General features: G+C 68.0%; 17 protein-coding genes. 11 read left to right on the plus strand and 6 right to left on the minus strand.

The genetic code is table 11. From position 1 onward, the window contains the following. Window positions 1–20: 20 nt before the first annotated feature. A complete protein-coding gene (locus AB7O82_RS08585) occupies window positions 21–2,066 on the minus strand; it encodes a molybdopterin-containing oxidoreductase family protein (protein WP_428619201.1) in 2,046 nt (681 codons plus the stop codon). A 197-nt stretch (window positions 2,067–2,263) separates the two neighbouring features. On the opposite strand from AB7O82_RS08585, the gene AB7O82_RS08590 reads away from it, so the two are divergent. From AB7O82_RS08590 to AB7O82_RS08605, 4 genes are read left to right on the plus strand one after another with little or no spacing between them, the layout of a single operon-like run. Then, window positions 2,264–3,463, plus strand: coding sequence for an ABC transporter substrate-binding protein (locus AB7O82_RS08590; protein ID WP_428537393.1), 1,200 nt, complete (start codon window positions 2,264–2,266; stop codon window positions 3,461–3,463). Between the two features lie 3 nt (window positions 3,464–3,466). Then, window positions 3,467–4,336, plus strand: a complete 870-nt coding sequence (locus AB7O82_RS08595; RefSeq protein WP_428537390.1) for a branched-chain amino acid ABC transporter permease — start codon at window positions 3,467–3,469, stop codon at window positions 4,334–4,336. 14 nt (window positions 4,337–4,350) lie between these two features. Then, entirely contained in the window at window positions 4,351–6,153 is a 1,803-nt protein-coding gene (locus AB7O82_RS08600; protein ID WP_428537387.1) for an ABC transporter permease subunit, read from the plus strand. After that, a complete protein-coding gene (locus AB7O82_RS08605; RefSeq protein WP_428537384.1) occupies window positions 6,134–6,877 on the plus strand; it encodes an ABC transporter ATP-binding protein in 744 nt (247 codons plus the stop codon). Before AB7O82_RS08600 ends, AB7O82_RS08605 begins: the two co-directional genes overlap by 20 nt. 244 nt (window positions 6,878–7,121) lie before the next feature. Here AB7O82_RS08605 and AB7O82_RS08610 read toward each other — a convergent pair whose 3' ends face one another. Next, entirely contained in the window at window positions 7,122–7,961 is an 840-nt protein-coding gene (locus AB7O82_RS08610) for an SDR family NAD(P)-dependent oxidoreductase (protein ID WP_428537381.1), read from the minus strand. 57 nt (window positions 7,962–8,018) lie between these two features. Between AB7O82_RS08610 and AB7O82_RS08615 the strand changes: the two genes are divergently transcribed. Both AB7O82_RS08615 and AB7O82_RS08620 read left to right on the plus strand, forming a co-directional pair. Next, the gene (locus AB7O82_RS08615; RefSeq protein WP_428537378.1) at window positions 8,019–8,903 is read left to right on the plus strand and encodes an S-methyl-5'-thioadenosine phosphorylase; all 885 of its coding nucleotides are present in this window, start codon (window positions 8,019–8,021) and stop codon (window positions 8,901–8,903) included. 379 nt (window positions 8,904–9,282) lie between these two features. Beyond that, window positions 9,283–11,094 (plus strand): adenylate/guanylate cyclase domain-containing protein, encoded by a 1,812-nt coding sequence (locus tag AB7O82_RS08620; protein WP_428537375.1) that lies wholly within the window; start codon window positions 9,283–9,285, stop codon window positions 11,092–11,094. A gap of 100 nt (window positions 11,095–11,194) precedes the next feature. Here the strand turns inward: AB7O82_RS08620 and AB7O82_RS08625 are convergent, their stop codons facing one another. Beyond that, window positions 11,195–11,959, minus strand: coding sequence for a 5'-methylthioadenosine/S-adenosylhomocysteine nucleosidase (locus AB7O82_RS08625; protein ID WP_428537372.1), 765 nt, complete (start codon window positions 11,957–11,959; stop codon window positions 11,195–11,197). A 120-nt stretch (window positions 11,960–12,079) separates the two neighbouring features. Between AB7O82_RS08625 and cysQ the strand changes: the two genes are divergently transcribed. From cysQ to AB7O82_RS08645, 4 genes are all read left to right on the plus strand, one after another. Further along, window positions 12,080–12,796: a 3'(2'),5'-bisphosphate nucleotidase CysQ gene (gene cysQ, locus AB7O82_RS08630; RefSeq protein ID WP_428537402.1), complete on the plus strand. Its 717-nt coding sequence runs from the start codon at window positions 12,080–12,082 to the stop codon at window positions 12,794–12,796. Then, window positions 12,793–13,770, plus strand: a complete 978-nt coding sequence (locus AB7O82_RS08635; RefSeq protein WP_428537369.1) for an L-threonylcarbamoyladenylate synthase — start codon at window positions 12,793–12,795, stop codon at window positions 13,768–13,770. Before cysQ ends, AB7O82_RS08635 begins: the two co-directional genes overlap by 4 nt. A gap of 21 nt (window positions 13,771–13,791) precedes the next feature. After that, entirely contained in the window at window positions 13,792–15,261 is a 1,470-nt protein-coding gene (locus AB7O82_RS08640) for an FAD-binding oxidoreductase (protein ID WP_428537366.1), read from the plus strand. Between the two features lie 204 nt (window positions 15,262–15,465). Next, on the plus strand, window positions 15,466–16,896 hold the full coding sequence (locus AB7O82_RS08645) for an FAD-binding oxidoreductase (protein ID WP_428537363.1): 1,431 nt from the start codon (window positions 15,466–15,468) through the stop codon (window positions 16,894–16,896). 428 nt (window positions 16,897–17,324) lie between these two features. On the opposite strand, the gene AB7O82_RS08650 is transcribed toward AB7O82_RS08645, so the two are convergent. The 3 genes from AB7O82_RS08650 to AB7O82_RS08660 all read right to left on the minus strand — a co-directional run bounded on the left by AB7O82_RS08650 (window position 17,325) and on the right by AB7O82_RS08660 (window position 20,466). Continuing rightward, a complete protein-coding gene (locus AB7O82_RS08650) occupies window positions 17,325–18,134 on the minus strand; it encodes an MBL fold metallo-hydrolase (protein WP_428537360.1) in 810 nt (269 codons plus the stop codon). Between the two features lie 298 nt (window positions 18,135–18,432). Next, window positions 18,433–19,341: an EipB family protein gene (locus AB7O82_RS08655; RefSeq protein WP_428537357.1), complete on the minus strand. Its 909-nt coding sequence runs from the start codon at window positions 19,339–19,341 to the stop codon at window positions 18,433–18,435. A gap of 165 nt (window positions 19,342–19,506) precedes the next feature. After that, window positions 19,507–20,466 (minus strand): hypothetical protein, encoded by a 960-nt coding sequence (locus AB7O82_RS08660; RefSeq protein WP_428537354.1) that lies wholly within the window; start codon window positions 20,464–20,466, stop codon window positions 19,507–19,509. 336 nt (window positions 20,467–20,802) lie between these two features. Here AB7O82_RS08660 and AB7O82_RS08665 point away from each other — a divergent pair, with 336 nt between their 5' ends. Beyond that, window positions 20,803–21,882 (plus strand): SGNH/GDSL hydrolase family protein, encoded by a 1,080-nt coding sequence (locus AB7O82_RS08665; protein ID WP_428537351.1) that lies wholly within the window; start codon window positions 20,803–20,805, stop codon window positions 21,880–21,882. Window positions 21,883–21,893 lie beyond the last annotated feature (11 nt).

The raw sequence follows: 21,893 nt of genomic DNA on the forward strand, positions 1-21,893 counted from the left end.
TTAGCTGGGGAGGAGAAGAGCTACGCCGCCCGCATCCACACGGCGGTGTCGTGGAAGGCGGCGCCGCCGTTGGGAGGGACGGGGTCGGCGCCGATCAGGGTGTTGATGCCCACCCGCTCCGGATAGGCGTCGCTCGGCCAATTGCCTTCGACGATGACGACTCCCGGCCGAGCCGTGCGCGCGGCGCGGGCGGCGAGCTTGACCTCGCCGCGGGCGTTGCCGAGGCGGACCATGGCGCCCTCGCCGAGGCCGAGCCGGGCCGCGTCGTCCTCGTGGATCAGGGCGCGCGGCTCGCCCTCGCGCGAGACCGAGCCGGGCGTCTCGGTGAAGGTGGTGTTGAGGAAGGCGCGCGCTGGCGGCACGACAAGGCGGAACGGCAGGTCCGCCGACGAACGCTCGTAGTTCTCGAGATGGTCGGGCAGCGCCTTCAGGCCGGCATGGTACGGCCCGACCGCCTTCCAGTCGGGCTTGAAGTGAAAGCGGCCGTCACGCGACGGGAAGCCGTCGAGGAAGTGCGACGCCTGGAAATCTTCTGCGCAATCGACCCAGCCGCGTGCCGCCGCCTCTGCCCAGGTCCCCTTGCCCGAGGCGCGCAGGGTAGCATCGACGGCGCTCATGCGGAAGCTCTCGTGGGGCGCGCCCAGCCGCTGCGCCAGGGCGCAGACCAGCTCGTGGTTGGTGCGGCAGTCCTCGTAGCGCTCGAGCACGCACGGGCCGACCGTCAGGTGGGTGTGGCCCAGCCCGTAATAGATGTCGTCGTACTCGAGGAACATCGCCGCCGGCACCAGGATGTCGGCGTACTTCGCCGTCGCCGTCATGAACTGCTCGTGCACGCAGACGAACAGGTCCTCGCGACCAAGGCCTCGCGCCACCGCGGCGCTGTCGGGCGCCACGTTGGCCGAGTTGGCGTTCTGCATCAGCATCGCCTTGACCGGCGGCCCGCCCGCTAGCGCGTCCGGCTCGCCGCACAGGACCGGGCCGATGCGCGACTGGTCGAGCACGCGCGTCTTCGGATCGATCAGATCGAGGCCATGCGCCAGCCGGGTGTCGAGCCGCCAATTGTCGAGATTGAGGAAGAACGCGCCGCCACCGCGATGGCGCCACGCCCCGGTCATCGCCGGCAGGCAGGTCACGGCGTGCATCGCGGTCGAGCCGTTGCGCGAGCGGGTGAAGCCGAAGCCGACGCGCAGGAAGCTGCGCCCGGTGCGGCCGTAGAGGCGGGCGAAGTCGGTGATCTCTTCGGCCGGCAGGCCGGTGACGGCGGACGCCCAGTCCGGCGTCTTGTCGGCGAGATAGGCTTCGATGTCCGGCCCGAAATCCGTGTAGCGCGCGAGATAGGCGCGGTCGGCCAGTCCCTCCTTCAGGAGCACGTGCATCATGGCGAGCGCCAGCGCGCCGTCGGTGCCGGGGCGCAGCACCAGGGCGATGTCGGCTGCCTCGACCGTCGGCGTGCGGTAGACGTCGACGACGGCCAGTTTGGCGCCGCGCTGCTTGCGCGCCTTGGCGATGTGGGTCATCGCGTTGACCTGGGTCGAGACCGGGTTGCCGCCCCACACGACGATGAGGTCGGAGTCAGCCATCTCGCGCGGGTCGGGGCCGGTGAGCTTGCCGACGCCGGCGCGCCAGCCCGACTCGGCCGGCGTCACGCAGATCGTCGTCTTCTGACGCGAATAGCCGAAGGCATGGCGCAGGCGGTCGAGGCCCCAGCGCTGCACGACGCCCATCGTGCCGCCGGAATGGTAGGGCCAGACGGACTCGGCGCCATGCGTGCGGGTCGCCCGCTGAAAGGCCTCGGCGATCTCGTCGAGCGCCGCCTCCCATGAGATCGGACGGAACTCGCCCCGACCCTTCTCGCCGGTTCGCTGCAGCGGCTGCTTCAGGCGGTCGGGATGGTGCGCCCGCTCGGCGTAGCGCGCCACCTTGGCGCACACGACGCCGTCGGTATAGCTGTTCGCAGCCGCACCGCGAATACGCCCGATGCGCGTCGAGGACAATCGCTCGACCTCGAGGCAGCAGGCGCTGGGGCAGTCGTGCGGACAGGCCGACTTGACGTACTCCTTGACCATCCACTCCTCCGCGACGGCCGGCTCGGCCAGGGCCCGACCAACGATGTCAAATGACGAATGGCGATACTACGAGACCCATCACTAATACTACGAGCATCCTCATGGACGGGCACTTGCGTTGACCATCCATCGCCGCCGGCTATGCTACGCAAAACAACACGATCCTTTTTCGAAGGCCCTGTGTGGGAGGGAATGACATGTCGCTTCGTCGTCGCCAAGTCCTGGCCGGATCGGCCGCCACTGCAACGGCTCTCGCCGCTGCCGGCAGCTTTCCCGCGCCGGCCATTGCCCAGTCCGACCCGATCAAGATCGGCTACCTGCCGGCGCTGACCGGACCCAGCTCGTCGACCGGCATCGGCATCAATCGCGGCACCCAGCTCGCGGTCGAGGAGATCAACGCCGCGGGCGGCATCAAGGGCCGCAAGCTCGAGCTGGTCAGCCGCGACACGCAGAGCGATCCGACCAAGGCGGTGAACGCGGTGGCCGAGCTGACGCAGCGCCAGAAGGCCTCGATCATCTGGGGGCCGCTCAACTCGGGCGAGGCGCTGGCGGCGACGCCGCTGATCGCGCGCGACAAGGTGCCGATGCTGCATCCGTGCTGGGTCGACGAGCTGATCGACGTGAAGAAGTATCCCATGTCGTTCCGCATCGCGCCGACCAACACGCAGGTCGGCAAGGGCGCCAACCACTATGTCGTCAACGTGCTGAAGCTGAAGAAGGTCGCAGTGATCAGTGACACCACCGGCTACGGCACGGCCTCGGTCAACACCTACGTGCCGATGCTGAAGGCGATGGGCGCCGAAGTCGTCTACTCCAACCACGTCGACGCGGCGAACCCCGACCTCAAGCCCGAGCTGCTGCGCATGCAGAACGCCGGCGCCCTGGCGATCATGCCGTGGAGCGTCAATGCGGGCTTCCTGTCGCGCATCCTCAACACGCGCGGCGCCATGGCGTGGGACGTGCCGGTGGTCGGCCAGACGACCTTGGGCTCTGGCCAGACCAAGGCCCTGCTCGACAAGCCGGAGAACTGGAACAAGGTCTATTCCAACAACTTCCGCAACTGCTGCTACGTCGGCGGCAAGCTGCCGGAGCGCGCGGCGGCGTTCGTCGAGCGCCTGAAGAAGAACAAGATCGAGTTCGGAGACACGCTCCTGTGGTGGGTGGCGCTGGGCTGGGACGGCGCCCAGATGATCGCCGACACTTTCAAGGCGGCCGGCACCAAGCCCGCCGACGTCGTCGCCCACATGAACAAGGTCAAGAGCTGGCCGGGCGTCTACGGCACGGTCACCTGGACGCCCGAGCAGCACAACGGCTTCCCCGACCAGGAGGTCGTGATGGCAGAGGTCAACTCGCTGAAGGACGGCGCGTTCAACCTGGCGCCCGGCTACGCCAGCTAGACCATGTTCCAGTCGATCGTTTCCTACGGCCTCGCGGTAGGAGCGGTCTACGCACTGATCGGCATCACGTACAACGTGATGTACTCGGCGTCGCGTGTGTTCAGCTTTACTGCTGGCATGCTGGGAATGCTGGGCGGTGTGCTGGGCGCGCTCTTCATCCACCAATGGGGCATCAACGCCGTGCTGGGCTTCGTGGCCGTGCTGGCGTGCGGCGCCGCGCTCGGCCTCGTCACCGAGATCCTGACCGTGCGCCCGGTGCTGAAGAGCGTCGAGCAGCATCTCTACGTGCTGTCGACGCTCGCCTTCGCCTTGATGATCCAGCAGGTCACCGCGATCGAGTTCGGCACCGAGGCGCAGCCCTTCCCGCCGCTGCTGCCGCTCGATCCCAACCTCGGCGCGGGCTGGCTGGACCAGAAGCTCTGGCTGCCGATCGTGGCCTGCGCCGTCACCATCGGCGGGCTGGAGTTCCTCTATCGCAAGACCCTGGTCGGCCGCGCCTTCCTCGCCATCGCCGAGGACAGCTACGCCGCGCGCGCACTCGGCTTGCCCGAAACGCAGCTCCGCATGGCAAGCTTCGCCCTCGCCGGCGTCATCGGCACCCTGGCAGGCTTCACCGGCGCGCAGATGCTGCTGGCCTTCTTCGGCAACCAGTCGATCCTGAACTTCTACGGCTTCGTGCCCGTGGCGCTGGGCGGCATGGGCTCCAACCGCGGTGCCGTGATCGGCGGCCTGGCGCTCGGCCTGTTCCAGCAGGCCGCCAACTTCCTGGTCGGCGGCATCTTCGCCGCGGTCGCCGTGTTCGCCGTCTTCATCGTCGTGCTGTTGCTGCGGCCCGAAGGCCTGGCCGGCGCTGCGGCGGCGCGGCGCGTCTGACGGGCGGGGACCATATGACAACGGATACCGCCGCCTCCTTCGCGGCGCCCCGCCCACAGGCCGGCCTGCTCGGCTGGCTCGAGGGCAAGGCGTCTTGGATCGCGCTCGGCCTGATCGGCCTGCTGCTGCCGCTGCTCGACGATTCCTACATCGGCGTCATCGCCCAGCGCGCCTACATCTACTGGGTGCTGTCGGCCGGGCTGAACCTCGTGGTCGGCTACGCCGGGCAGATCGCCATCGGCTGGGTGTCGATGCTGACGCTCGGCGCCTACACCACGGCGGCGCTCGCGGCCGGCCGCGTCGGGCCCGAGTGGCCGGCCTATCTTGCGCTCGCCGCGGGCGGCGTCATGGGCGCGATCTTCGGCGTCATCGTCGGCCTGCCGGCGCTGCGCCTGCGCACCTTCTACTTCGCCATGACCACGCTGGGCTTCGCCACCATCGTCACCCAGGTGGCGCTGGCCTGGAAGGACGTCACCGGCGGCGGCGTCGGCACGCCCGGCCCGGTGTTCCCGTGGCCGTTCGATCCCGGCTGGGGCTTCTACTATTTCTGCTTCCTGCTGGCGGCGCTGGCGACTTGGATCACGGCCAACATAGGCTCGAGCCGCTACGGCCGCGCCCTGGTCGCCATCCGCGACGCCGAGGTCGCGGCCGAGGCGTCGGGCATCGCCAAGCCCCGGCTGCTGATGCTGATCTTCCTGCTGGCCGGCGCACTCGGTGGCGTGGCGGGCGGGTTGTTCGCCGCGCTGCAGTCGTACATCACGCCCGACGCTTTCACCTTCGAGATGTCGGTGCTGTTCTTCATCGCCATCCTGATCGGCGGACGCGGCTCGATCCTGGGGCCGGCGCTGGGCACCATCATCCTGACGGCGCTGCCCGAGTTCGCGGCGCCACTGGTGCAGTGGTCGACCTTCCTCTACGCAGCACTGTTGCTGGTGATCGTGCTGCTGATCCCGGGCGGCATCGCCGACCTGCTCGACTTCAAGAACCGCCGGCCGCTCGAGCAGCATCGCGAGATCGTGCCACGGCCCGAGCTTTTGCCGCGCGTGCTCGACAGGAGCGCGCCGAGCACGATCTCGCTGAAGAACATCTCGCTGCATTTCGGCGGCGTGCGCGCCATCGACGGCCTCGATCTCGAGATCCGCTCCGGTGAGGTGCACGGCCTGATCGGCCCCAACGGCAGCGGCAAGACGACGACGCTGAACGTGATCTCGGGCTACTACCGGCCGAGCAGCGGCACGATGACCCTGGGCGGTGCCGAGCTGCCGTTCGAGCAGCCGTACCGGCGCGCCGAGTACCGTATCGCCCGCACCTTCCAGACACCGCGCCTGGTCGGCGCGGCGTCGGTGTTGGACAACGTCATGATCGGCGGCACGGTGCACGGCCAGGCGAGCTTCAGCGAGGCGATGCTGAGCCTGCCGCGCCATCGCCGCGACGAGAAGCATCTCGAGCAGGCGGCTATGCAGGCGCTGGCCACGGTCGGCCTGGAGACGCTGGCCGGCGTGCGCGCCGACCGCCTGCAGCACAGCGAGCTGCGCTTCATGGAGATCGCCCGCGCCCTGATGCTGCGGCCGGCCTTCCTGATGCTCGACGAGCCGGCGGCCGGTCTCTCCGCGGAGGAGATCCGCCGGCTGGGCGCGCTGATCGTGGCGATCAGCCGGGCCGGCACCGGTGTGCTGCTGGTCGAGCACCACGCCGACCTGATCTTCGACATCTGCGATCGCGTGACCGTGCTCAACCTCGGCAAAGAGCTGGCCGCCGGCACGCCAGCCGAGATCCGCTCGCATCGGGAGGTGGTCAGTGCCTATCTCGGGGCGTGAGACTCTGCTCGAGGTCAAGAGCCTCAGCGCCGGCTACGGCAAGATCGGCGTGCTGAACGGCATCGACCTCACGGTCGGCGCGGGCGAGATCGTGGCGCTGCTGGGCCCCAACGGGGCCGGAAAGAGCACGCTCCTGAAGGCCCTGTCCGGCCTGCTGCCGCGCACCGGCAAGGTCACCTTCGCCGGCCGCGACATGAGCACGACCGGTCCGCGCGAGGCGGTCAATGCCGGCCTCGTGCACGTCGTCGAAGGCCATCGCGTGTTCACCCAGCTCAGCGTGCACGACAACGTCATGCTGGCGGGCTACGGGATGGCGCGTCGCGAGCTGGAGGGGCGGGTCGAGGAGGCGCTGGCGTTCTTCCCCGAAATCGCCGAGAAGCGCAACGACCGCGCCGTGACCCTGTCGGGCGGCCAGCAGCAGATGCTGGCAGTTGCCCAGGGCCTGGTGCGGCACCCCAAGCTCCTGATGCTCGACGAGCCGTCGGCCGGCCTCTCGCCGGTGCTGGTCGATCGCGTGCTCGCCGCGGCGGCACGCCTGCGCGACGCCGGCACCGCCGTGCTGCTGGTCGAGCAGCTGATCGAGAAGGCGCTGAATCTCGCCGACCGCGTCTACGCCCTGGCCCGCGGCTCGATCGTGCTCGAGGCGCGGACCGACGAGCCCGACCTGCCCAACCGCCTCGAGCACGCCTATTTCGGCCAGGACGTCAGCGCACCGCTGGCGTGATCATTCTCCTCCCCGGCAAAGCCGGGGAGGTGTCGACGTCTTCGCCGACCTGCCTTCGCCGTAGCGAAGCCGCTTCGGCTTCGCGCAGGCAGGCGGAGGGGTCATGCTCTTCCGGACCGCGGGCGCCCCGCTCGCTCATGATCATGAGAATGAACGGGCGGGACGCCCGCGGTCCGCGTGATTCATGACCCCTCCGTCGGCGTAAGACGCCGGCACCTCCCCACACAAAGCGTGGGGAGGAGAGCTATTCCACCCCGAACGCCTGCTTCATCGCCTGAACGCCCTCCTGGTGCGGTCCCCACAGGCGGCCGCCGACCATGCCGCCGTCGACCACGAGGTCATGGCCGTTGATGAAGGTCGACTCGTCCGACGCCAGGAAGACCGCGGCGTGGGCGATGTCGTCGGTCAGGCCGGCGCGCGGGATCGGCTGGCTCTTGGCGAAGCCGGCCTTCATCGCCTCGGCATAGCTGTCGGCCTTGTCGGGCGGCAGGCCGAGCGCCTTGGCGAAGATGCCGGTGGCGATGCCGCCCGGCGAGATCGAATTGCAGCGCACGTTCTTCTCGCCGAGCTGCATCGCCGCGCACACCGTGAGATGCACCACGGCGGCCTTGGCGGCGCCGTAGATCATCGAGGTCGAGTAGCCGGCGCGGCGCGCCGCCACGCTGCCATTGTTGATGATGCTGCCCGCGCCCTGCTTCATCATGACCGGTGCGGCATGCTTCATGCCGAGCATGACGGAGCGCACCAGGGTCGCCATGGCGGCGTCGAAGCCCTCGACCGGGATGGTCTCGATGCCGCCCACCGGCGCCGGCCCGCCGGCATTGTTGAACAGGCAGTCGAGCCGGCCCCAGCGGCCGAGGCAGGCGGCGATCATCGCCGCGACGTCGGCCTCCCGAGTGGCGTCGGCCTTTATGAACAGGCACGCGTCCTTGCCCAGCGCCGCCTCGAGCGCGCGGCCGAGCTTTTCGCGGCGGCCGGTCGCCACGACCCTGGCACCTTCCTGCACGAAGATCTCGACCGTGCGCCGGCCGATGCCGCTGGTCGCGCCGGTGACGATGGCGATCTTGCCGTCGAGCTTGCCCATGATTTCTCCCAACCGTTTCGGCAGGGATGATACACCAGCGCCAGCAGGGAGAAGCAGATGACGGTGCTGGGCATCCTGGGTGGCAGCGGTGTGTACGAGATTGCCGGCCTCGAGCGCGCGACCTGGCGCCGGGTCGCCTCGCCGTTCGGCGAGACCTCGGACGAGTTCCTGTTCGGCGTGCTCGACGGCCTCGACCTCGTGTTCGCGCCGCGCCACGGCCGCGGCCATTGCCATTCGCCGACCACGATCAACTACCGCGCCAACATCGACGCCCTGAAGCGCGCCGGCGTCACCGACCTGCTGTCCCTGTCGGCCTGCGGCTCGCTGCGCGAGGACCTGCCGCCCGGCCATTTCATGGTCGTCGACCAGTTCATCGACAGAACGTTTGCGCGCGAAAAAAGCTTCTTCGGCGAGGGACTGGTCGCCCACGTCTCGATGGCCCATCCGACCTGCAATCGCCTCGCCGAAGCGGCGCGCGACTGCGCCCAGACGGCCGGCATCCCGCTGAGGTTCGGCGGCACCTATCTGGCGATGGAGGGACCGCAGTTTTCCAGCCTAGCCGAATCGAGGCTCTATCGTTCATGGGGCTGCGACGTCATCGGCATGACCAACATGCCGGAGGCCAAGCTCGCCCGCGAGGCCGAGATCTGTTACGCGACCGTCGCCATGGTCACCGATTTCGACTGCTGGCATCCCGACCACGACCACGTGCAGGTCGCCGACATCGTGCGCGTGCTGACAGAGAACGCCGAGAAGGCCAAGACCCTAATCAAGCTGATCGCCCCGCGCCTCAAGGCGTCGCGGCCGGCCCCCTGCCCGGCGGGCTGCGACCGCGCGCTCGAGTACGCGCTGATCACCGCGCCGCCGGCGCGCGCGCCCGCGATGGTGAAGAAGCTCGAGGCGGTCGCCGGACGCGTGCTGGGCGGGCACGCAGCAGCGTGACTCATGTTCCTCCCCCGTAGTCGACCCGTAGTCGGGGGAGGTGGCCCGTAGGGCCGGAGGGGGAAAGCCTCAAACGAGGTTCGTAAAGTTCCGACGTCGGAATCTCATGGATCTCGTCTGAGGCCTTCCCCCTCCACCCCGTATGACGGGGCACCTCCCCCGACTACGGGGGAGGAATTTGAAACGCGTCCGCTCGATATCGGCAAAGCAGGGGAAGAGCGCGTGCGCGCGCTGACGTCGATTTCACTTGTCACCAAGCGCCATCGAGACGCCACACCACGCTCATCTTGCGGCCGCATGCGGGTCGCTAGAGTTGCCGCCTCGGACAACGGCAACAACGATGCTCATTCACTCCACGGAACGGCGCTTGGGACTTTCATTGACTCGAGAGCAACGGCGCCTGGCGGGAATCCTCGCCCTCGACATGGTCGGCTACTCGCGCCTCCTCGGCCGCGACGAGAGTGGCACGGTCACGCGCTGGCGCACCCATCGCAGCCAGCGGCTCGAGCCGACGCTGGCGCGCCACGGCGGGCGCCTGGTCAAGATGACCGGCGACGGCGCTCTGGTGGAGTTCGCCAGCGCCGTGGAGGCGCTGGGCGCTGCCATCGAGTTCCAGCAGGCGATCGCCGACACCGACGCGCCGCGGGCGCACGACGACGCCATGGCGTTCCGCATCGGGCTGCATGTCGGCGACCTGATCGTCGACGGCGACGATCTCTATGGCGATGGCGTCAACGTCGCGGTCAGGCTGGAAGCCGAGGCCGAGGCAGGCGGCATCATCATCTCCGGCAACGTCCTCGATGCGACCAGCGGACGGGTGAAGGCGACGTTCGACGATCTCGGCGAGCTTGCGCTGAAGAACGTCGGACGCCGGGTCAAGGCCTACCGGGTGCGCTGGCAGGCCTCCGACTGGCGGGTGTCGGCGCCCAGCGGCACCGCGCCCTCGCCCGTCAAGCCGCCGGTCGAACCCGCGCTCGCCCTGCCGGAGCAGCCGTCGATCGCCGTGCTGCCGTTTCAGAACATGAGCGGCGATCCGGACCATGACCATTTCGTCGACGGCATCTGCGAGGACGTCACGACCGAGCTGTCGCGCTTCTCCTCGCTGTTCGTGATCTCGCGCAACAGCGCCTTCACCTACAAGGGCCGCGCCATCGACGTCCGCCAGGTGGCGCGCGAGCTGGGCGTACGCTACGTGCTGGTGGGCAGCGGCCGCATGTCGGGCAATCGCGCGCGCATCAACGCCCAGCTGATCGACGCCCAGTCCGGCGGTCATCTGTGGGCCGAGCGCTACGACGTGGTCGTCGACGATCTGTTCGACGTCCAGGAGGACCTCACCCGGCGCATTGCCGCCTCGGTCGGCCCACGCGTCGAGGCGGCCGAGGCCTCGAGCCTGCGGCGCGCGCGGCCGAGCCACATGGGCGCCTACCAGATGGCGATGCGCGCCTGGGGCGATGCGATGGCGGCCTACCAGCGCGTCGACACGTCCCTGCGCAACAACGCGATTGCCCAGGCCGAGGCGGCAATCGCGCTAGACGCGCGCTGCGGCCGTGCCTGGACGACGCTCGCCTTCGCCTGGTGGCAGCACGCCAACTTCCGCACCACCGACGATCCGGCGGTTGCCCTGGCGCGCGCCCTCGAGGCCAGCGAGAGCGCGCTCGAGATCGATCCCGACGACTACACGGCGCGGGTCTACAAGGGCGTCGCGCAGTGGCTCGCCCAGCGCTTCGACGATGCGCTCGAGAACATGCGCGAGGCGTGGCGCCGCAATCCCAACGACGTCGCTGTGCTGGTGGCCCTCGGCTGGTCCGAGGTGGCGTCCGGCGACACGGCATCAGGCGCGCAGCGGCTGCGCGAGGCGCTGCGCCTCAGCCCGCGCGATCCGCAGCAGTACAACATCTATACCTGCCTGTGCGCCGCGAGCTTCGTCGACGGCGACTACGCCGCCGGCATCGACTGGGGTCTGCTGGGCAAGCGGCTGCTGCCGACCTACGCGCCGATCCTGCACTATCTCGCGCTGAACTACGCCGGCCAGGGCGATCTGGCGCGCGCCGGCGTCGAGATCGACAGCCTGCGCCGCATCGCCCCCGAATGGCTCGAGCAGCGCCTTTCCGGCTTCTCCGGCCTCGCCCGCCCCGCCGACCGCGCCCGCTCGCTCGCGCTGCTGCGAAAGGCGGCGGGGGTGGAGGCGTAGCTCATCGCCGGGAGCTCTTCTTCCGGACCGCTGGCGTCCCGCCCGCACATGAACCCGCTCATGAGAAGAGCGGGCGGGACGCCCGCGGTCCACATGAGCGTCAGATCACCGGCGCCAGCCGGTGCGCGACCACCGAGGCGTAACGGGCGGCGACAGGCAGGAACGCGCGGAAGTCGAGGTGGCTGTCGGAGCCTGCGAGATCACTCAGGCAGCGCACGTTGACGATCGGGATGTCGGCGCCCCAGCGGCGGGCGATCTGGGCCACGGCGCCGCCTTCCATCTCGACCGCCATGGCGCCCGCGAAGCGTTCCTGCAGGCGCCGGCGCGTGGTCCCGGAATTGACGAAGATGTCGCCGGTGAGGATCGGGCCGAAATGCAGGCCGGGTCGGCGCCGGCCCACGCCGACCGCCTCCGGCAACGGCTCCAGCTCGACCCCGGCAAGGGCGTCCCGCAGGCGCGTCACCAGCGCCTCGGACAGCGGATAGCCGGGCGCCCAGTCGTCGCCCAGCGAGGGCCGGCTGCCCGGCTGGATGGTGACGAAGCCGCTCTCCCGGTCGATACCGTAGTCGTGCTGCAGGTTGTTGGTGCCGATCACGATATCGCCGACGCCCAGCGCCGGATCGAGGCCGCCCGCCACGCCGCACAGCATCAAGGCCCGGCAATCGAAGCGGTCGAGCATCAGGGCGGTGGCGACGCCGCCATTGACCTTGCCGGGCCCGGTTTCGACGAAGACCGCATCGCGGCCGGCGATCTGGCCACGCCAGAAAGGCAGTCCCCCTACCACCGTCTGCTCGCCCGAGCGGTCGGACAGGTGGACCAGCTCTTCCGGAAGGGCTGACAGGACGCCCAGGAGACTGTTTGCCATCGACCGATGGGCTATAAGGGCGCCCGTCCCAAAAGCAACCCGGAAACCGTGCCCCTGCCCCCTCCCGCGGACCTGCGCGCCGCCTGTACCGACCTCGCCCGCGACGCCGCCCGCGAGATCATGCGCATCTACGCCGGCGATCTCGGCGTCCGTGACAAGCCCGACAAGAGCCCGGTGACCGACGCCGATCACGCCTCCGAGGCGATCATCGTTGCCGGCCTGCGCCGGCTGACGCCCGGCACCCCGATCGTTGCCGAGGAGGAGATGGCGGCGGGCCGCGTGCCGGTGATCGGCGACGGCCCGTTCTGGCTGGTCGACCCGCTCGACGGCACCAAGGAATTCATCAAGAGGAACGGCGAGTTCACCGTGAACATCGCCCTGATCGAGAACGGCCGGCCCACGCTCGGCATCGTGCTGGCGCCGGCCAGCGACACGCTGTGGCGCGGCGCGGCGAGCCTGGGCGCCGACAAGTCCGAGAAGAGCGGCGCCTTCGCAGCCATTGCCGTGCGCACGCCGCCGGATGACGGGCTGACCTGCTGCGCCAGCCGCAGCCACGCCGTCTACAGCGATCTCGACATCTGGTTCCGCCGCGAGGGGCTGACCGTCATCGACCGCATCCAAGCCGGCTCGTCGCTGAAATTCTGCCTGATCGCCGAGGGCAAGGCCGACATCTACCCGCGCTTCGGCCCGACCAACGAATGGGACACCGCGGCCGGCCAGGGCGTGCTCGAAGCCGCCGGCGGCGAGGTGGTGACCACCGACGGCCGGCCGCTCGCCTACGGCAAGCCCAACTTCTCCAACCCGCACTTCATCGCCCGCAGCAGGGCGTTCCGGTGACGATTGTCGAGCCGACGGCCGCCACCATCGTGGCTGCCGCCAAGCTGTTGACCGATGGCAAGCTGGTCGCGTTTCCGACCGAGACCGTCTACGGCCTGGGCGGCGATGCCACCAACGAGCGCGCCGTCGCGGCGATCTTCGAGGCCAAGGGACGTCCGCAGTTCAATCCGCTGATCAGCCACGTGCTCGATGCCGGAGAGGCGCGGCGCTTCGTGCGCTGGAGCGATTCGGCGGAACGCCTTGCGTCGCGGTTCTGGCCGGGCGCCCTCACGCTCGTCCTGCCACGCGCAAACGGGTCGGCGATCGCGCTGCTGGCGACCGCCGGCCTCGACACGGTGGCGATCCGCGCGCCCTCCCATCCGGTGGCGCAGGCGCTGATTCGCGAAGCCGGCCGGCCGATCGCCGCGCCGTCGGCCAATCGCAGCGGCGCCATCAGCCCGACCCGCGCCGAGCACGTCGCCGAATCGCTGGGCGCGCGCGTGCCGATGATCATCGACGGTGGCCCATGCCTGGTCGGCGTGGAATCGACGGTGCTCGATCTGTCGCGCGACGCGCCGGTACTGCTGCGGCCGGGCGGCATCTCGCGCGAGGCGATCGAGGCGGTGATCGGCCGCATCGCCTTGAGCGATGCCCTGCCGACAGGAGACGCGGCTCGCAGATCGCCCGGACAGCTCGCCAGCCACTACGCGCCGGCGCGACCGGTCCGTCTCGACGCGACAACCGCTGGCGCCGACGAAGGCCTGTTGGCGTTCGGGCCCGATGTGCCCTCGGGCGCCATGCTGACGTTCAATCTCAGCCCGGCCGGTGATCTCGCCGAGGCGGCCGCCAACCTGTTCGCCATGATGCGCGCGCTCGATCGGCCGGGCATCGGCCGCATCGCCGTCATGCCCATTCCGGAGACGGGACTGGGCCTTGCGATCAACGACCGCCTGCGCCGTGCCGCCGCGGATGACGGCAAAAGCGACCGGCGCTAGTCTCGCCTCAACGGAGGAATTATGCCCGATACAGTCGTCGTTCCCAGCATTCCCACCGTGCCGGTCACGCCTGCGGTCCTCGACCAGCTGCGCGCCATCGTCGGCGACCGGGGGCTGATCCTGGACGATCCGGGCAAGGAGCCGTTCATCCGCGACTGGCGCGGCTCGCTCTCGGGCAGTGCCGCCGTGGTAGTGCGGCCAGCCAACACCGACGAAGTCGCGAAGGTAGTCAAGCTCTGCCACGACCACGGCATCGCCATCGTCCCGCAGGGCGGCAACACCGGGCTGATGGGCGGCGCCACGCCGTGGCCGACGCACAACGGCATCCTGCTCTCGCTCGGCCGCATGAACCATGTGCTCGACGTCGACCCGGTCGGCTACACCATGACGGTCGAGGCGGGCTGCGTGCTGCAGATGCTGCAGGACACGGCGGCGAATCACGACCGCTTCTTTCCGCTGAGCCTCGGCGCCCAGGGCTCGTGCATGATCGGCGGCAACCTCTCGACCAACGCCGGGGGCGTGCAGGTGCTGCGCTACGGCAACGCGCGCAACCTGGTGCTCGGGCTGGAGGTCGTGCTGCCCAACGGCGACGTGTGGAACGGGCTGCGCTCGCTCAAGAAGGACAATACCGGCTACGATCTCAAGCACCTGTTCATGGGCGCCGAGGGCACGCTCGGCGTCATCACCAAGGCGGTGCTGAAGCTGTGGCCGGCGCCCAAGGACGTCGCCACCGCCTGGCTCGCCATCCGCGACCCTCAGGCCGCCATCGAGATCCTGTCGGCGGCGCATGCCGCGTCGGAGGACAATGTCGGCTCGTGCGAGCTGATGTGCCGCAACGTCATCGACATGGTGGTCCGCCACCTGCCCAACACGCAGGATCCGCTGAAGGCCGACACAGAATGGTACCTGCTGCTCGAATGGTCGTCGTCACGTGCCAAGGTGGAGGGCGCGGAGGGCATGTCGGAAAAGCTCGAGCAGTTCCTGGCCGACGAGATGGAGGCCGGCCGCGTGCTCGACGCGGTTATCGCCCAGAACGAAGCGCAGGCACGCAACATGTGGCGCCTGCGCGAGGGCGTCGCCGAGGCCGGGCGCGCCGACGGGCCGGCGCTGAGCTACGACGTGTCGGTGTCAATCTCGAAGATTCCGGGCTTCATCGACCAGGGCGTCAGGGCGGCGCTCGAGATCCTGCCCAGCCTGCGTCCACAACCGCTCGGCCATATCGGTGACGGCAACATCCACTTCGGCTTCGCCGCCCCCAAGGGCATGGACCGCCAGATGCTCGGCCAGTACGAGCCGGAGATCACCCGCGTGGTGAACGACCTGGTGCGCGACATGGCGGGCTCGATCTCGGCCGAGCACGGCATCGGCCAGCTCAAGCTCGACGAGCTGGCGCACTATCGCAGCAGGGTCGAGCTCGACACCATGCGTGCCCTGAAGCGCGCCCTCGATCCGCAGAACATCATGAATCCGGGGAAGATTCTGAGGCTGTGAGCGGTGAGATCTCATTTCCCTCCCCCGTCATCGTCCGTCATCGGGGGAGGTGGGCCCGAAGGGCCGGACGGGGAAGGCCGCAGTCCGATTCTCTCCGAGTCCGACGTCGGAATCAGAAGCATCTTGTCTGCGGCCTTCCCCCTCCGCCCCGTATGACGGAGCACCTCCCCCGATTACGGGGGAGGATTGGACGTGGGTAACCCAATGAGCGCTATCATCGACAAGCTCGCCGCCATCGTCGGCGAGCGCGGCTTAATAACCGATCCGCAGGGCAAGCATCCCTACCTCACCGACTGGCGCGAAAACTATCTCGGCGCGGCGCTCGCCGTCGTCAGGCCAGCCAGCACCGAGGAGGTTGCTGCCGTCGTCAAATTGTGTGCGGCCGAGAGAGTCGCGATCGTGCCCCAGGGCGGCAACACCGGCATGGCCGGCGGCGGCACGCCCGACCAGAGCGGGCGCGAGATCGTGCTGTCGCTCAATCGCATGAACCGCATCCTCGAGATCGATCCGATCGGATACACCATGACGGTCGAGGCCGGCGTCGTGCTGGAGACCATCCAGGAGGCGGCGGCGCAGCACGACCGGCTGTTTCCGCTGAGCCTCGCCGCCCAGGGCAGCTGCACCATCGGCGGCAATCTCTCGACCAACGCTGGCGGCGTTCACGTGCTGCACTACGGCAATGCCCGCCAGCTGGTGCTCGGCCTCGAGGTGGTGACGCCGGCGGGCGAGGTCTGGGACGGCCTGCGCGCGCTCAAGAAGGACAACACCGGCTACGATTTGCGCGACCTCTATCTCGGCGCCGAGGGCACGCTGGGCATCATCACGCGGGCGGTGCTGAAGCTGTGGCCGCGGCCCAAGGACACGGCCACCGCGTGGATCGCCGTGCCCTCGCCCGAGGCCGCGGTCGCCCTGCTGAGCGGCGCCCACGCCGCCAGCGAGGACAACGTCACCTCATGCGAGCTGATGAGTCGCCAGGGCATCGACCTGGTGCTGAAGCACATCCCGGGCTCGGTCGATCCGCTGGCCGAACGCCACGACTGGTACGTGCTGATGGAATGGGGGTCGACGCGGCCGCGCCGCGCCGGCGACAACGCCTCAGGCCTGGCCGAGAAGATGGAGGGCTACCTCGGCGAGGCGCTCGAGGCGGGCCAGGTGCTGGACGCGGCGATCGCCCAGAACGAGGCGCAGGCGCGCGCCTTCTGGGCGCTGCGCGAGAACCATTCGGAATCGCAAAAGCGCGAGGGCCCTTCGATCAAGCACGACATCTCGGTGTCGGTGAGCCGGATCCCCGCCTTCATGAGCGAGGGGCTGGCGGCGATGAAGCGCGTGCTGCCCGAGTGCCGGCCGGTGCCGTTCGGCCATGTCGGCGACGGAAACCTGCATTTCAACTGTCAGGGACCGCCGGGCTGGGACAAGGCGCGCTTCATGACGCACGCCCACGCGATCAGTGGCGCCGTCTACGATCTGGTGGTGAGCCACGGTGGCTCGATCTCGGCCGAGCACGGGATCGGCCAGCTCAAGGTCGACGAGCTTGCGCACTATCGCAGCCAGATCGAGCTCGACACCATGCGCACCATCAAGCGCGCGCTCGACCCGCAGAACCTCATGAACCCGGGCAAGATCATCCGGGTATAGCCATGGGCGGGCGCGTCGCGGTGGTGTCCTACTTTGATTGGTCGGACATTCTAGTTCGACGGCTTTGCCAGCGGAGGCAAAGCCACATTGCGGCCGCGAAAGTTACTCCTGTAGTTAGCGCATCGACCGGCGATCGTATCCCACCCAAGCGCAGCACGGCATAGAACCGTCGCCGATCGCGGCACTGCACGGCCTAGAAGTCGAACTCGACCACGTCACAAGCTGAGTTTCAGCTCCCGATCAGCCTTGCCTCCCGACGCCTTGAAAGCTCGAGCGAAGTCATCTTCGAGGGCAACGGTCGCAAGCGCAAACTCGATCAGATCCGTATCCGTCTCGATGCCGGTCTGCCGCTTCGCCTGCCGTAGCAGAGCCGGACTCACCCTCCCGGAAAGGCAAGTTCAGGAGGCCGGGCTCCACGCTTTCCAGCGCTACGCTACTGGAACGAAGGCGTATCCCTGCCCTTCGCCCACTACCTTGCCGATGCCCGGCCAATCGACGTGAGCGCCGGCCAGCCAGGTGCCGGCAGCCGCCGCATCATGCAGCAGCCTGATCCGGGTGGCCCTGGCCTCGGACTGGTTGGCGTCGTAGGTCCACGTAAGCTCGGGCCTGGCGAACTGGGCGGCGGAAACATGGATGATGTCGCCACAGAACAGAAATTTGTCGTCGCCCGTATCCAGAAGATAGCCGATGTGGCCGGGCGCGTGCCCCGGCATCGCGACCGTTGTCAGGCCATCCGCGAGGCGGGTGCCGCCTCCGATCGGGGCAAGCAGAGGTCGGTATTGCCGGAGATGCGACTCGTTCCGGAAACTTGCCACAGCGTCTTCGGCGATCACGATCCTTTTCAGGCTCGGGAATCCTTCCCGGCCATTTGGCGTCCGCAGCCCGTTGATGTGATCCCCATGCGTATGGGTAAAGGCGACGGTCGTGATCGATGACGGGTCGATTCCGGCCTCCACCAAGGCCGTCTCGAGGTGACCCATGGAAGCGTCCCAGCTTCCCCCTGCTCCGCAATCAATCAGTGTTCTGTCCGCACCCGCGTCATCCAAGAGGAAGCAGTTGACCGACAGTCGGACGATCGACCCTACCTGGGCAAACGATCGGGGCATTCCATAGACCCGGCCGTCCGGCTCCTTGAGCAGCTCGGCGGGAAGATCGACATAGCCGTCGGAAAGCGCCCAGATCCTCCAGGCGCCCGAGCTGCAGCCGAGCGAGTTCGCGCCTCGTGAGGTGATGATCATCGGAGCTCCTGCCGGACCTTCGGGACGGACTTCACGCATCAACCAAAGCAGATCGCAACAATCGATGTCCACTTCTCGATCGACCGTGTCCGCTTCCTGTCGTCCTGAGCGTAGCGAAGGATCTCATCGCCAGAGGTGCAAGAGCACACTTGTGGCAAACGGCGATGAGATCCTTCGCTACGCTCAGGACGACATCACGGTGAATCGCGAGCCCGATCGCGCTCATGTCGCCCTTGTGAAGCAGATCGGCTTGAAGGTCGAGCAACGCCTCCGATGCCCACTTCCCGGCAGGCCAGTCCTATCTCGGGCAGTTCGGCATCCCGTGCATTTGCAGACCTTGCAGATGCGCCGCCACCGTGAAAGCGCCGGCATCGACGACCAAGGCATTGAATACACCCGAATCGAAGACGCGGCCCCGCAACGACAACAGTGGTTTGCCGTCCGGCCGACCCGCGCGCGTGATTGCCATGGAAAGCGACCAGGACTGGGTGCCCGGTGCCTGCACGTGGCGTTGCGATGGCGGTGTTGTATCGGGAGTCCCGGTTGGCGTCCGTTTCACCTCGATCAGGAAAGCAGCCCCTTCCGCCTCGGCGCCGAACATGAGCACCGGAAAGACTTCGCTTCTCGCGAGCAGCCGCCGGACCAGATAGCCCATCGCGGCGACTGGCATCAACGTTTGCGACGGCAGAGTCGATTGCTCGGCGTCACCCGGCGTCTCCACTTCGACCCGGTACGTACCAGCGTTCCTCTGAACGGTACCCCGTACCTCGCGTTCGGAGCCGTTGACGACCTGGACTGTCCGCCAAGTGAAGCCGTTGCCGCCGCGCTGTTCCCTGCCCTCGACGCGCGCGGCGATGCTCACCTTGAGCGACGGGGTCAGCGACATATCGACGGAAAGCTCGCGCCGGATGCGCCAGCCATCACAGTCCAGCTCGATGTCCTGAACGGCCCTGCCGATGCGCGTTGCATTGAGGGCGGTGCCGAGACGCAACGAATACTCGGCCCTGTGAGGCTGCAATTGCGCCTCGGTCGGGCCCGGCGCCAGCATGGCGACTGCAGCGGCCAATCCCGAGACGAGTGCCGCAACTCGCCTCGTGCGTACCGCGCATCCCGCGTTGCGCGACCCGCCGGAGCGGCGCGTCGCCTGCTCGAGCAGGCTCGCGGGGCATATCCAGGCAAGAGGAATTTTCTTGGACGGCACAGCCATGAGAGATCCTTCAGTGCCCTTTCATGCCTGTACTTGTCCACCACGCACTTGCAGCCGCAAACGCGCGGCATCTTGCCGTCAAACACTGCGGGCATGACTGCGGGTGCAATTCAGCGCTCGATCGGTGTCATGATGATGGTGATCGATTCGCCTGCAACAACGACCCTAGCGCTTCCTGCGCGGCCAGAGCTTGCCGACCGCGAGCGCGAACCGCGCCAACGCCGGAACGCGGGTCGGTCGGCACAGACGCGGATCGTAGCCTGCCAGGCGCCGGTCGTTTTCCTCCAGGCAGATCCGCATCAGATCGAGGAATCCGATCTCGACCGACGTCACCGCCTGGGCGCCGTTGACGGTGAAGTTGCTTTCCTGCTGCGTGATCTTCCTGTTGGTGCCGACGCTCCTCGCAAGCCCCACGCGCAGCCCGGCGATGTAGACCCAGGCGGCCGCAACACGCAGCTCGAACCGGATGCGGCGCCACCAACCGAGGTTGGCGCGGTGCCACGCCAGCCAGTTGGCGAAGAACAGGATGTGGCGGCATTCCTCCTGGATCACGGGCTCGAACGTCTCGACGAGCTCTGCGGGAAAGAAGCCGGATCGCCTGGCCAGCTCGAAAAGCCCGAAGGCGAAGAAGCTGTCGATCGATTCGGAATAGCCGGTGACGAGAAAGGCAAACCCCCGGTCTCGCGGCGGCAGATACGGCGGCTCCTCCGCCAGCTCGATGCCGTAGGCACGCACCAGATGCGAGAGGACCTCCTTGTGGCGGTTCTCCTCCCAGGCATTCAGCATGATCGTCGACCGCATCTCGGGGTCGTCGAGCGCATCGGCAAAGGCGGCAAAGCTGAGGCGCGCGCGGCCTTCGGTCTGCACGGCGATGTCCCAGATGGGCAGCGACTTCAGACGCTGCAGTGCGTCGGGACCGAGCGCTGGCCAGGCAATCACCGATGGGCGGTAAGGGTTGAACGTCTCGCGGAACAGCGCGCAGATTGCGCGCTTGTGGGTGGCCGAGCCCGGAGTCAGGGGGCCTTCTTCCGTGCTTGTCCAATGGCGTGCGTCTCGGTCGGCTGCTTCGATAGCCGACGGTGTCGCGGGACGCCTGGGGCTTTCCGGCGGGACAAATCGCAACACCACTTCCTCGAGGAGGCGCGCACCACCGCCCTCGAGCACATCCCCTGCATTTCGCCTCGCTACCGACATCGAAGTACCCTCTGCTCGCCGGCAATTGGAGAATACCGATTCTGGCGTGAACATGGCAGCCCGCGCGTGCACCCCCAGTGCACGCACCGAGCTCGTGGCGCCCGCCCGATGTCAGGCTTTCCTTCCAATCGCGTACGCCTTAGGTTGACCAGACAGCCCGCGATGGGCTGTCTTCGTCATTGACCTGCTCAGTCGATTGCCAAACGAGATCATCAATGACTTCCAAGAGACACATCGCGGCACCCGGCGAGGCGGCGGTAGATAGCGTTGGCAGCTAAGGCAAGTCCCAGGCTGAAGGGCCTGCTCCGCGTCGTTGGCCAGGTCTGTGCGATCCTCGCCATTACCCTGGCGCTGGATTACATCCTGCTGGCCACGGTCTTTTCCGACTGGAAGCGCGGCTGGGCCGACGCCGCGACAGCCTATACCCAGGCCTATGTCCATGCCCCCTGGCATCACGACCTCGCTCCGAACCAGAATTCCATGCGACCGTGGGGTAAGACCCTCTATCCCTTTCGCACCGACCGCTATGGCTTCCGGACCGGCGCCTGTGCGCCGGGCGAAGACGACAAGAGCAAGCCCGCCATCTTCGTCGTCGGTGATTCGTTCACCGAGGCCCTGGGGGTCCCGTACGAGGAGAGCTTTGCCGGGCTGATGGCTTGCGAGGCCGCCGGGGAGGGTAAGGCGGTGTGGAACCTCGGCGTGCTCTCCTTCAGCCCCGTCATCTACCAACGCAAGATCGAAGCGGCTGCCGAGAAGCTCGGCATCAAGCCTACCGAGATATACGTCTTCCTCGACCTCTCCGACATCACGGACGAGGCGATCGTCTATCGCGTCGGCGAAGGCGGCACGATCGGGGTGGCGCCGTCACACCACTGGTTCGACACCGGCCAGTTCCTGCTCGGCAACTTCGCGACTTTCCGGCTGCTCTACAACCTCTGGCTCGACATGCCGTTCGGCTCGGCGGCGCCCGATGAAAGCTGGCGCGCGCGCTGGAGCGTCGATCCCAGGATCATGGACGAATGGGGCCGCCGCGGGCTGGAGCTGGCGAGCAAGAACATGGACGCGATCGTGGAGCTCTGCCAGGAGTGGAAGTGCCAGCTCACCCTGGTCGTCTATCCTTGGCCCGACAATGTCAGGGCGGGCGACCGCAACAGCATCCAGGTCACCCACTGGCGGCAGTGGGCAAGCGAGCGTGGCGTACGCTTCGTCGATGGCTTCGCCCCGTTCTTCCGGGAGCCGCCGGATGTCGCGGTGAGCAACTATTTCATCCCTGGCGACGTGCACTTCTCGGCTCGGGGGCACCGCCTGGTCTTCGATGAATTGAAGCGTTCGACTGGTCCGTTCTGAGCTCTGTGCTT

Origin of the sequence: Reyranella sp. (assembly GCF_050185545.1) — a bacterium.
In the GTDB taxonomy this organism is placed as follows: domain Bacteria; phylum Pseudomonadota; class Alphaproteobacteria; order Reyranellales; family Reyranellaceae; genus Reyranella.

Bases quoted from the DNA above. Each gene is read 5' to 3' on its own strand.
- AB7O82_RS08585 (WP_428619201.1), bottom strand. From the start codon at position 2,066: ATGGTCAAGGAGTACGTCAAGTCGGCCTGTCCGCACGACTGCCCCAGC.
- AB7O82_RS08590 (WP_428537393.1), top strand. From the start codon at position 2,264: ATGTCGCTTCGTCGTCGCCAAGTCCTGGCCGGATCGGCCGCCACTGCA.
- AB7O82_RS08595 (WP_428537390.1), top strand. From the start codon at position 3,467: ATGTTCCAGTCGATCGTTTCCTACGGCCTCGCGGTAGGAGCGGTCTAC.
- AB7O82_RS08600 (WP_428537387.1), top strand. From the start codon at position 4,351: ATGACAACGGATACCGCCGCCTCCTTCGCGGCGCCCCGCCCACAGGCC.
- AB7O82_RS08610 (WP_428537381.1), bottom strand. From the start codon at position 7,961: ATGGGCAAGCTCGACGGCAAGATCGCCATCGTCACCGGCGCGACCAGC.
- AB7O82_RS08615 (WP_428537378.1), top strand. From the start codon at position 8,019: ATGACGGTGCTGGGCATCCTGGGTGGCAGCGGTGTGTACGAGATTGCC.
- AB7O82_RS08625 (WP_428537372.1), bottom strand. From the start codon at position 11,959: ATGGCAAACAGTCTCCTGGGCGTCCTGTCAGCCCTTCCGGAAGAGCTG.
- cysQ (WP_428537402.1), top strand. From the start codon at position 12,080: ATGCGCATCTACGCCGGCGATCTCGGCGTCCGTGACAAGCCCGACAAG.
- AB7O82_RS08640 (WP_428537366.1), top strand. From the start codon at position 13,792: ATGCCCGATACAGTCGTCGTTCCCAGCATTCCCACCGTGCCGGTCACG.
- AB7O82_RS08645 (WP_428537363.1), top strand. From the start codon at position 15,466: ATGAGCGCTATCATCGACAAGCTCGCCGCCATCGTCGGCGAGCGCGGC.
- AB7O82_RS08650 (WP_428537360.1), bottom strand. From the start codon at position 18,134: ATGATCATCACCTCACGAGGCGCGAACTCGCTCGGCTGCAGCTCGGGC.
- AB7O82_RS08655 (WP_428537357.1), bottom strand. From the start codon at position 19,341: ATGGCTGTGCCGTCCAAGAAAATTCCTCTTGCCTGGATATGCCCCGCG.